Origin of the sequence: Acinetobacter sp. YH12227, assembly GCF_013417785.1 — a bacterium.
GTDB lineage: Bacteria > Pseudomonadota > Gammaproteobacteria > Pseudomonadales > Moraxellaceae > Acinetobacter > Acinetobacter gandensis.
In genome coordinates, this window is record NZ_VPDH01000142.1 from 1 (window position 1) to 3,115 (window position 3,115).

Annotated in this window: 1 protein-coding gene and 1 pseudogene; one reads left to right on the forward strand and one right to left on the reverse strand. The window is 37.0% G+C overall.

All coding sequences use genetic code 11. The features are described 5' to 3' along the window. Positions 1 to 603: 603 nt before the first annotated feature. On the forward strand, positions 604 to 2,775 hold the full coding sequence (mtlD, locus tag FTV09_RS17350; RefSeq protein WP_180058974.1) for a bifunctional mannitol-1-phosphate dehydrogenase/phosphatase: 2,172 nt from the start codon (positions 604 to 606) through the stop codon (positions 2,773 to 2,775). A gap of 206 nt (positions 2,776 to 2,981) precedes the next feature. Here mtlD and FTV09_RS17355 read toward each other — a convergent pair. Next, positions 2,982 to 3,115 (reverse strand): annotated as a pseudogene (locus tag FTV09_RS17355) (IS4 family transposase); the annotation flags it as partial.

Sequence of the window (3,115 nt, forward strand, 5' to 3'; positions counted from 1 at the left end):
TTTGTGCCATTTTTCTTTATACTGTCACTTAGGCAGGCTGGACACTTGATTTCTAGAGTTATTCGCATTTCTCTATTTTATCAAAATCCAACCTGCTTTTTTTCAGCATACTTTTTGAAACACCACCCCTGCCTTTAGCACAGGAGCCGCACAATCAGCTCCAAATCACTTACAAACCAAAGTCGCGAGTTGGTGTACTGCAACACAAGCTTTAAGTTTTGTGATTGGACCCATAATCAGTACAGGCTTATATCAATGGCATCGGGCATTTCCCTATTATTTCTTATTATTCGTGATGCTAGCTTTAATGATATTTTTTATCTTATTTAGCAAAATGAAAGTTGAGCATACGGTATCGAGTAATGAGGAAATGATTTAATCGTTACATAGAGAAAATATGGTTTGGCTTAGATAAATCGCAAATGACCCTACAGTATTTTGCTTACACAATGTTACTTGTGAGATGTCTAAGGTTACAAATAGTCATGAGATTGCTTAATAATTGATTAAAAAATAACCTAAATTGTTTCATTAAATCTCAAATGAATGGATTGTAAAAATACTCCTTTATGCTTTTAGCATTAAAACAATAACGGAGTTTAAATGCTTAAATTCAATAATGATCTTGTACTGGGTGCAATTTTTGATATGGATGGAACAATGTTTGATACTGAGCGTTTACGGTTTCAAACCTTGAAACAGGCATCTCTAGAATTGACTGGTGTGGAGTTTTCTGAATCATATTTAATGAACTGTCTCGGTTTAAGTGCACAAAGTGCGCATCGACTGGCTCAAGAAGAATATGATGAAAACATTCCCTATGCTGAAATTCGTAAACGTGCAGATGAGTTGGAGTTAGAAAGTGTACGTAAGTACGGTGTGCCCATTAAAAAAGGTTTGGTACAAGTTCTTGAACGATTACGTAAGTCTAGTTTACGTATGGCTGTGGCAACTTCAAGTCGTCGAGCTATTGCAGAAGAATATTTAATTAATGCCAATGTTTATAAATTCTTTGATGTCTTGGTTTGTGGGGACGAAGTTGAGCAGGGCAAACCACATCCAGAAATTTTTATGCGGGCGGCGCAAAAACTTAACTTAAAAACCTCAGAATGTTTAATGTTTGAAGACTCTGAAAATGGTGTCACTTCAGCCTATGATGCTGGCGGCATTACCATGTTGTTTAAAGACATCAAAACACCGAATGAAAATATGCTATCCAAGGCACATTATTATTATGAGTGTATGTATGACTGCCTATTAGAGCTTGATCCATTTACTGCACATTTAGAAATGCCAAAGGTTCAAGAAGCGTTTCCACAGACACTAAATCAGTTAACTGTTGGAATTCATGGTTTTGGTGCGATTGGTGGTGGCTATTTAGCGCAAATTTTATCGCATTGGGATGGCTATACCCGCCCCAAAAAAATCTATGCTTCTACACGTAATCCACTGTATCGCTCTGCGGTAAATGCTTTTGGTACCTATTGCATTCGCTACGGACAACTGTCTTATGATGAACGTATAGAAAATATGGAGGTTATTGATGCTGAAAATATTCAGCAAATGCAGGATATGTACACGCAATCGAGTCTAGTTGCGATTTGTTTACCTGAAAAAGCCATTGCTGAAGAAGCTAAAACCATTGCACAGGGGTTATATGCGCGACATATTGCTCACGATGAAAAAGCGATTGAGCCGCTCACATTACTGATTATTTTAAATAAAGTCGGCGCAAAACAGTTATTAATACAGCATCTCAGCCAAGCTTTAGAAGATTTGGCAGGTCAAGATGTTGCAGACCAAATTATGCGGCATCACTATTTCTGTGACACGGTGGTAAACCGCATGGTTTCGAAACTGACTGATCAGAATCTTTATCGTCAACTGCGTATTAAATACAATATTTTTAAACAGTTTCAATTAGATGAAGTTGAAGCAGATGATCAAATTGAAATTGAAGATGCGACTCGGCTCAATCCTGAACAGGAACGTCAAGCGACTTTATATGTAGAAGATATGCGTCGTAATTTTCATCCAAGCCATATTTTGCAAAGCATGGATTTAATTCTATTCAATGCTGAATCAGACATGCCTATTTATGTGGAAAATAACAGTCCATTGCTGGAAAAAATGCGCCAAATGATTTTGGTCGATGATATTGGTGAAATTCAATTAATCAAAAATCGGTTATGGAATGGTGTGCATGCCATGTTGGCCTGGAAGGCTGTAAGTTTAGGACATCAAACAATCGGTGTCGCGTTGGCTGATCCACAAGTCAAGCAATTCATGCAAGAATTATTAACTGAAGTGCAATCGGGGTTGACACAGTCCATCGCACATCGTGCCCAAGATCTTAGCCGCTTGACTCAAAGTTTTATAGACTCTTGTGAACATGCCTATAAAGATCCATCTGCACGTGTCGCACGTGATCCATTACGTAAACTTTCAGTTAATGAACGAGTGTTGGGCTCACTTAAAACCAATTTGCAATACGAACTAAATACATGCCATTTAGAACAAGGCATTGTGCTAGGTATGGTATATGCGGTGCAGGTTGAAGGATTATCAACTGAACAAGTCACTGAATATATTCAAATTCAATTTGCAAAAATGTTTATTGCACTTCGAGGTGAACGTCAGACTGAAATTCAACGAATTGAACAGGATGTGATAAACGCGTTTCAACACGCTATCCAGCATGATTTAAAGCATAAAAATGCGGCGAATAACTCATCTAAGTCGGTGAAGCAAGAGCAAATAGCTCAGTTCGTTTGAACGCATCAAGGAATGTATCCACGTTTACTAAAAAATTTAATTAACACACTCAAAGCCGAATGAAATATTCGGCTTTGTTTATAAAGGAAGGTAAAATATCTAAAAATGAATGAAATTCAGTTTTAGATGAATATTACTAAATCAAAAACCAGTCAAGTCGATTTCATTTCATGTTTTAATAAACAGTACTCTGTACACGACAAATTTCATAGTATCCTTGTCCTATCAGGCTTTTTCTTTCTTAAAATTGCTAGCACTTTCTTAAATTCTTCTTTTTTTCCAAAACCAATCAAACGTAGAATAGCCATTTGAACATAGTCCAAACCGTAGCGAAATAAAC

Bases quoted from the DNA above. Each gene is read 5' to 3' on its own strand.
- mtlD (WP_180058974.1), top strand. From the start codon at position 604: ATGCTTAAATTCAATAATGATCTTGTACTGGGTGCAATTTTTGATATG.